General features: G+C 65.0%; 7 protein-coding genes and 2 rRNA genes. 8 read left to right on the forward strand and 1 reads right to left on the reverse strand.

The annotated features are described in order from the left end of the window. Both BMY30_RS17310 and rrf read left to right on the forward strand, forming a co-directional pair. Nucleotides 1-134 (forward strand): 23S ribosomal RNA (locus BMY30_RS17310); the annotation flags it as partial. A gap of 83 nt (nt 135-217) precedes the next feature. Beyond that, nucleotides 218-333 (forward strand): 5S ribosomal RNA (gene rrf, locus BMY30_RS17315). 72 nt (nt 334-405) lie between these two features. Here the strand turns inward: rrf and hisC are convergent. Beyond that, on the reverse strand, nt 406-1,461 hold the full coding sequence (gene hisC, locus BMY30_RS17320) for a histidinol-phosphate transaminase (RefSeq protein ID WP_089715927.1): 1,056 nt from the start codon (nt 1,459-1,461) through the stop codon (nt 406-408). Nucleotides 1,462-1,582: 121 nt separating this feature from the next. On the opposite strand from hisC, the gene BMY30_RS17325 reads away from it, so the two are divergent. The 6 genes from BMY30_RS17325 to BMY30_RS17350 all read left to right on the forward strand — a co-directional run. Next, a complete protein-coding gene (locus tag BMY30_RS17325) occupies nt 1,583-2,476 on the forward strand; it encodes an AEC family transporter (RefSeq protein ID WP_089715928.1) in 894 nt (297 codons plus the stop codon). Between the two features lie 98 nt (nt 2,477-2,574). Further along, on the forward strand, nt 2,575-3,024 hold the full coding sequence (locus BMY30_RS17330) for a copper resistance protein NlpE N-terminal domain-containing protein (protein WP_089715929.1): 450 nt from the start codon (nt 2,575-2,577) through the stop codon (nt 3,022-3,024). A gap of 120 nt (nt 3,025-3,144) precedes the next feature. Further along, nucleotides 3,145-4,524 (forward strand): DNA repair protein RadA, encoded by a 1,380-nt coding sequence (gene radA, locus BMY30_RS17335; RefSeq protein ID WP_089715930.1) that lies wholly within the window; start codon nt 3,145-3,147, stop codon nt 4,522-4,524. A 103-nt stretch (nt 4,525-4,627) separates the two neighbouring features. Continuing rightward, nucleotides 4,628-5,665, forward strand: a complete 1,038-nt coding sequence (selD, locus tag BMY30_RS17340) for a selenide, water dikinase SelD (RefSeq protein ID WP_089715931.1) — start codon at nt 4,628-4,630, stop codon at nt 5,663-5,665. Continuing rightward, nucleotides 5,662-6,783: a tRNA 2-selenouridine(34) synthase MnmH gene (gene mnmH / locus BMY30_RS17345; RefSeq protein ID WP_089715932.1), complete on the forward strand. Its 1,122-nt coding sequence runs from the start codon at nt 5,662-5,664 to the stop codon at nt 6,781-6,783. The genes selD and mnmH overlap by 4 nt, the downstream gene beginning before the upstream one ends. Before the next feature lie 67 nt (nt 6,784-6,850). Continuing rightward, nucleotides 6,851-7,103 (forward strand): transposase (locus BMY30_RS17350; RefSeq protein ID WP_170840182.1); only part of this gene is annotated, 253 nt, incomplete at its 3' end.

Raw genomic sequence — 7,103 nt, forward strand, 5'->3', positions numbered from 1 at the left:
CTTCAAGATGAGACATCCCCGAGGCCTCGAGCCTCCTGAAGGGCCCAGCGAGACCAGCTGGTTGATAGGCCGGGTGTGGAAGCGCTGCAAGGCGTTGAGCTAACCGGTACTAATGGCCCGTGAGGCTTGACCATATAACACCCAAGCGGTCTGCCGATGGCGACCGACAGCCGGATACGACGAGACGACTCAGCTCAGCATGATTCACCGTTTTTCGCCTGACGACCATAGCGTGCGGGAACCACCTGATCCCATGCCGAACTCAGCAGTGAAACCGCTCAGCGCCGATGGTAGTGTGGGGCCTCCCCATGCGAGAGTAGGTCATCGTCAGGCACCTATTCAGAAAACCCCGTGCTCGAAAGAGCACGGGGTTTTTTCATATCGGAAGCCCATGCATGGACTTGGCTAGCGGCACAGGCTCTCGAGGGCCTCGATGAGGTTGTCCATCTCGTCATCAGTGCCGATGGAGACTCGCATATGATCGCGCAGCACCTCGGTGTTGAAGTGACGCACCAGGACGCCGCGCTCTCGTAGGCCCACCAAGAGCTGAGCCGCATCGAAATCCGGATGGCTGACCAGCACGAAGTTGGCTTGTGAGGGCAGCACCTGGAAGCCCAGGTCCTCGAGTCGCACCCGAGTACGCTCGCGGGTGGTGATTACCGCCTCGCGACAGGCCTCGAAGTGCTCGGGATCTGCCAGAGAGGCGATGCCCAGGGCACTGGCCAGGCTATCGACGGGATAGGAGTTGAAGGAGTCCTTGACCCGCTCCAGTCCCTCGATCAACTCACGCGAGCCCACCGCGTAGCCGAGCCGAAGGCCGGCCAGGCTGCGTGACTTGGAGAAGGTGCCGGTAACCAGCAGGTTGGGAAAGTGCTCGACCAGCGGCACGGCGCTCTCACCTCCGAAGTCCACGTAGGCCTCGTCGATCAGCACCACCGCATCGGAAACTCGTCCAAGTAGCCCGGCAATGGCTTCGGTTCCGTGTCCATGGCCGGTGGGGGCGTTCGGGTTGGCAAAGATCACGCCGCCGCTATCGTTGCCGAAGGCGTCCAGGTCGACGCGCCACTGGGGGTCGAGCGGATGGGCGAGGCGCTCGACCTCATAGAGACGGCAATAGACGGGGTAGAAGCTGTAGGAGATGGTCGGCATCTCCAGAGGTTTCCCCTGGCGGAAGAAGGCCTGAAAGGCTAGCGCCAGTACCTCGTCCGAGCCGTTGCCGACGAATACCTGCTCTGTCGTTACCCCGAGCTCCGCAGCCAGGGCCTCGCGCAGGGTGCGGGATTCCGGGTCGGGATAGCGCCGTAGGTGGTCGGCGGGGAAGTCGCGCAGGGCGGCCTCGACGCCGGGAGCCGGCGGATAGGGGTTTTCGTTGGTGTTCAGCTTGATCAGACGTTCACGGGGCTGTTCGCCCGGCACATAGGGGGTCAGCTCGCGAACGGCTGGGCTCCAGAACTTGCTCATGATCACTCGCTCGGACGATTGGACTTTGGTCATGGTGACCCGGGCAGCGTGACCGCGCAAGCCGCGGCCATGCTAGTCTCGAGGACCGCTATCGATCATTCGCTGCCTTTGGACCCAAGCAATGACTGGCCAGATCCTCGCCACCCTGCTCCCTGTCTTCCTGATCGCCGGGTGCGGAACCCTCTACGGCCGCTTTCGCACGCCGGACATCCGCAGTCTGAACACCCTCAACATGGAGCTCTTCGTCCCCATGCTGGTGTTTGCCGTACTCGCCGACCGCCAGGCGCCCCTAGCGGACTACGCGAGCCTGGCCCTGGCAGGAGCCGTGGTGGTGCTGGGTTCGGGGCTCTTGCTCTGGCCGGTGGCGAAGTGGCTGAAGCTAGAGACCAAGACCTTCCTGCCACCGATGATGTTCAACAACTCCGGCAACATGGGAATCCCCTTGCTCGTGCTGGCCTTCGGCGAAAAGGCCCTGCCGGCGGCGGTGGTGTTGTTCATCATCGAGATGTTGCTGCACTTCTCGGTGGGGCTCTACATGCTCAGTCCCCAGACGCCACTGTGGCGCCTGCTACGCATGCCTATCGTGCTGGCCAGTCTGGCGGGCCTCGCCGTCAACCTGGGTGGCGTACCCTTGCCGGGCTGGTTCCTGGAGGCATTGCACATGCTGGGCGGGGTCTGCATCCCGCTGATGCTCTTCGCCTTGGGCGTGCGAATGCTGGATATCGACTTCGGTGACTGGAGGACGGGCCTGCTCGGTGCAGTGCTCTGTCCGCTCTCGGGGTTGGTGCTTGCCGTCCCGCTGATCTGGTGGCTCGACCTGTCGGGCCTTCAGGCGGCGGCTCTCTGGGTATTTGCCGCCCTGCCCCCGGCCGTCTTGAACTACTTGGTAGCAGAGCAGTATCGCCAGGAGCCCCACAAGGTGGCCTCGCTGGTGCTGATCGGCAACCTGGGTAGCCTGGTGGTCATGCCGGTAGTGCTGGCACTGATCTTCACACATGTCTATCCGCTGGCATGACGCCTTGCGGGGAGGCTGTCCGCCGAGGACACGAGAGGTTATGCTGTCTTCAGGCTGCCGTGCATCACGGCGTCAAGCTCATTGGTAGGAGGACACAAATGCAAATCAGGACATTGTTGGCCGGCACTGCGCTGGCCGCCCTGTTGGCCGGTTGCGCCGCTGGCCCCACCGACCAGGCCGCCGCACCCGCGATGGAAGCGACCACAGCGAATTATCAGGGAACCCTGCCGTGTCGCAACTGCGACGGCATCGACCTGAACGTGACTCTGAACGGGGAGGAACAGTCTGCCGACGAGGAGCGTACCTTCGACCTCGAGGCGTCCTACCGCGGACACCCTCAGAATCCCCCGGACGAGAACTACGCGGGTAACTGGGAAGTCCTCGAGGGAACCGAGCAGGACCCTACCGCCACCGTCTACGAGTTGACCCCCGATGGTGAAGGGCAGACCTACTACTTCCTGCGCGTCGATGAGCAGACCCTGGAGCTGATCGATCCCAACCTGCGTCGCTTCCAGAACAGCGAGATGCTGCAACTCAGGCGCATGTAAACGTCTCAATGCGCAGCACCGGGGCGGCCCTAGGGGTCGCCCCTTCTCGTTGCGGGCATGCCACCGGCAGAGGCCCGTGGCGGGGTGAACAACGGCCCTGACCGTCGGAGAGAGTGTCGCATGGCCAAAGCGAAGAGTGCCTTTGTCTGTACCGAGTGTGGTGTCGAGTATCACAAGTGGCAGGGGCAGTGCAGCAGCTGTCAGGAGTGGAACACCCTGAGCGAGGTTCGTCTTTCGGCGACGCGCCCCGGTGCTGCCACGGGCACCTCCTCTACACCGCGGGGTGGCTACGCCGGTGGCCTCTCCCGCGAGGTGGTCGACCTGGCCAGCGTCGACCTCAGTGAGGTACCCAGGCTTTCCTCCACTTTCGCGGAGTTCGACCGAGTACTGGGCGGTGGCCTGGTGCCGGGGTCGGCAGTGCTGCTCGGGGGGAACCCCGGGGCCGGCAAGTCGACCCTGCTGCTGCAGACCGCCTGCAAGCTGGCCCAGTCTCGCCGGGTGGTCTATGTCACCGGCGAGGAGTCGCTCTCCCAGGTGGCAATGCGCGCTCACCGCCTGCAACTGCCGGTGCAGGGACTGAAGATGCTGGCCGAAACCAGCATCGAGACCATCCTCGCCGTGGCCGAGCGTGAGCGTCCCGACATTCTTATCATCGACTCCATCCAGACCATGCACCTGGAGGATATCGCCTCGGCGCCCGGTGGTGTGGCTCAGGTGCGCGAGTCCGCGGCGGCCCTGACCCGCTTCGCCAAGCAGAGCAATACCGTGTTGCTGCTGGTGGGGCACGTCACCAAGGACGGCACCCTGGCCGGTCCCAAGGTGCTGGAGCACATGATCGATGCCTCGCTATTGCTCGAGGGCGGGGCGGACTCGCGCTTTCGCACCCTGCGCGGCCAGAAGAACCGTTTCGGCGCGGTTAACGAACTCGGCGTGTTTGCGATGCTCGAGCACGGCCTCAAGGAGGTGAAGAATCCCAGTGCCATCTTCCTCTCGCGCAACGAGGAGCAGAGTGCCGGCAGCCTGGTGATGGTGGTCTGGGAGGGTACCCGGCCGATCCTCGTGGAGGTCCAGGCGCTGCTCGACGATTCGGCGTTGGGCAACCCGCGCCGCGTTGCCGTGGGCCTCGACCAGAATCGCCTGGCCATGCTGTTGGCGGTGCTGCACCGCCATGGCGGGCTGTTCACCGGGGATCAGGACGTCTTTCTCAACGTGGTTGGCGGGGTCAAGGTGCTGGAGACCAGCGCCGATCTTGCGGTGCTGCTGGCGGTGGTTTCCAGCCTGCAGAGCCGGCCGCTCCCGCGGGAGCTGGTGGTGTTCGGCGAGGTGGGGCTATCCGGTGAGATCCGCCCGGTGCCCAGTGGCCAGGAGCGCATCATCGAGGCGGCCAAGCACGGTTTCACGCGGGCCATCGTGCCCCGCGGCAATGCTCCCAAGCGCTCGCCTGAAGGCATGGAGGTGATCGCGGTGGACAAGCTCGACGAGGCTCTCGAGGCCCTATGAGGGCTACCCGTATTGCTCGGGGCTGATCCGGCGTCCTTTGCGCTGGATTCGGCGCACGCTGCCTTGATGTAGAATGCGGGTAACGAATGCCAAGGAGAACGAGATGAGTGCCATCCGCCTGACCCAGTACAGCCACGGCGCCGGCTGCGGCTGCAAGATCGCTCCCGATGTACTCGACAGCATTCTTGCCAAGGCCGGCCCGGGCGCCCGTCACCCGGAGCTGATCGTCGGCAACCAGGGTCGCGAGGACGCCGCCGTCTACGACCTAGGTGACGGTCGCGGCATGATCGCCACCACCGATTTCTTCATGCCCATCGTCGACGACCCCTTCGATTTCGGCCGCATCGCTGCAACGAATGCCATCAGCGATGTCTATGCAATGGGCGGCAAGCCGATACTGGCGCTGGGTATCCTCGGCTGGCCGTTGGACAAGCTCGGCGCGGATGTCGCCGGCGACGTGGTGGCCGGCGCCCAGGCGGTCTGTCGCGAATTGGGCGTGGCGCTCGCCGGCGGCCATTCCATCGATGCTCCCGAGCCGATCTTCGGCCTGGCGGTCAATGGCTTCGTCGATCTCGAGCACCTCAAACTCAACAAGGGCGCCAAGTCCGGTGACCTGCTGTTCCTGACTAAGCCATTGGGGGTGGGCCTGTTGACCACGGCCGAGAAGCAGGGCCTGATCGAGCCCGGCCACCAAGGCCTGGCGCGGGAGACCATGCTCAAGTCCAATGCCATCGGCATGGAGCTTGCCAAGGTCCAGGGCGTGCATGCCATGACCGACGTCACCGGCTTCGGCCTGGCCGGCCATCTTGCCGAGATCTGCACGGCCAGTGAGGTGGCTGCACGGGTCAACTTCCGCCGACTGCCGCGGCTCGCCGAGGCCGAAGCCTACCGCCGCCAGGGGGCGGTACCCGGCGGAACTCAGCGCAATCGCGAGGCACTGGGCGCCAGTCTGCCGCAGATGGACGAGGCCCACTGGCAGTGGCTCTGCGACCCGCAGACCTCCGGTGGCCTGCTGCTCTCGGTGCACCCCTCCTGGGAGGACGATGTGGAGCGCATCGGTCGCCAGCACGGCATCGAGCTCGTGCCCTTCGGCGAGGTCGTCAAGGCCAGCGGACCGGCGTTGATCGAGGTGCGTGGATGAGTCTGCCGCTGGTCGATCCTGACCTCGCGCTGCTACGCGAAGGACGCGTGCTGATCGATGTCCGGGCGCCGGTGGAGTTCGCCCAGGGTGCCTTGCCCGGCGCCGTCAACCTGCCGCTGATGGATGACGAGGAGCGCCATCTCGTGGGTATAGCCTACAAGGAGTATGGCCAGGAGGCGGCCATCGCCTTGGGTGAGCGGCTGGTCAACAGTGGCATCAAGGCGGCGCGGGTCGCCGCCTGGGAGCGGCTCATCGCAGCACATCCCGATGCCATCATCTATTGCTTCCGTGGCGGGCTGCGCTCCCAACTCGCTCAGCAGTGGCTCGCGGACACCGGCATCCTTCGGCCGCGTATCCGAGGCGGCTGGAAGGCAATGCGCCAGGCGCTCTGCGAACGGATCGACGCAGCAGCCGAGCAGCCGCTGCTGGTAGTGAGCGGCTTCACCGGCTGTGCCAAGACTTCCCTGGTCCTGGCACGGGACAACGGCCTCGACCTGGAGGGCTGTGCGCGCCACAAGGGCTCGGCCTTCGGGCGCCACCCGCTGCCGGCGCCCAGCCAGATCGACTTCGAACATGCCATGGGGCGTCGCTTGCTGGACCTGTCCGGCCCGGTGGTGGTGGAGGACGAGTCCCGGCGCATCGGGGCGGCCAACATCCCGCTGCGCTTCTGGGAGGGTATGGTGCCGGCGCCGCGTATCCGCATCGAGATGCCGCTGGACTGGCGGCTGGCGCAGATCCGCAAGGATTACATCGACGATCTCTGGGAAATCCATCGCCGGCAGTTCGGCGACTGGCTGGGTTGGGCGCTGATGCGCAAGCAGCTAACCACTGCCCTGGGGAGGCTGAAGAAGCGCCTGGGCAGCGAACGCCTGGCGCGCCTGCAGCGCCTTCAGGCGCTCGCCTTCCGCGAGCATGAACGGGGAAATCGCCAGGCCCATGAGGCCTGGCTGGCACCGTTGCTGACTGAATACTATGACCCGCTCTATCGCCACCAGCTGGAGAAGCACCCCGAGCGCCACTTTCTTCATGTGGGCGACTGGGAGAGCTGCCTGCAGGTTGCCAGGGAGTGGTCGGCCGAGGCGAGCCAGGAGGGCAGGCTGCAGCGTCAGCTGGCCTAGCAGGCTGTCGGGTTTTCGATAACGTCGTGCGATACTCGCATCATGCCGCCATCACCGGAACGACGCCATGAGCCGCTTCATCCCTGTTGACCGCCAGACCGACTATCTTCTGCCGCCTTCCGTGGATGAGTGGCTGCCCGATGACCACCTGGCGCGCTTCGTCGTGGAGGTGGTCGAGCAACTGGATCTCTCGGCACTGACGCGTCGCTACGCCGGCCGGGGGCACAAGGCGCATCACCCGGGTGTACTGCTGAGCCTGCTGGTCTACGGCTATGCCACCGGGGTGTATTCCAGCCGCAAGATCGAGCGCGCCACCTATG

Origin of the sequence: Halomonas daqiaonensis (assembly GCF_900109725.1) — a bacterium.
Taxonomy (GTDB): domain Bacteria; phylum Pseudomonadota; class Gammaproteobacteria; order Pseudomonadales; family Halomonadaceae; genus Halomonas; species Halomonas daqiaonensis.

Coding starts and splice junctions, on each gene's coding strand:
- hisC (WP_089715927.1), bottom strand. CDS start 1,461: ATGAGCAAGTTCTGGAGCCCAGCCGTTCGCGAGCTGACCCCCTATGTG.
- BMY30_RS17325 (WP_089715928.1), top strand. CDS start 1,583: ATGACTGGCCAGATCCTCGCCACCCTGCTCCCTGTCTTCCTGATCGCC.
- radA (WP_089715930.1), top strand. CDS start 3,145: ATGGCCAAAGCGAAGAGTGCCTTTGTCTGTACCGAGTGTGGTGTCGAG.
- selD (WP_089715931.1), top strand. CDS start 4,628: ATGAGTGCCATCCGCCTGACCCAGTACAGCCACGGCGCCGGCTGCGGC.
- BMY30_RS17330 (WP_089715929.1), top strand. CDS start 2,575: ATGCAAATCAGGACATTGTTGGCCGGCACTGCGCTGGCCGCCCTGTTG.
- mnmH (WP_089715932.1), top strand. CDS start 5,662: ATGAGTCTGCCGCTGGTCGATCCTGACCTCGCGCTGCTACGCGAAGGA.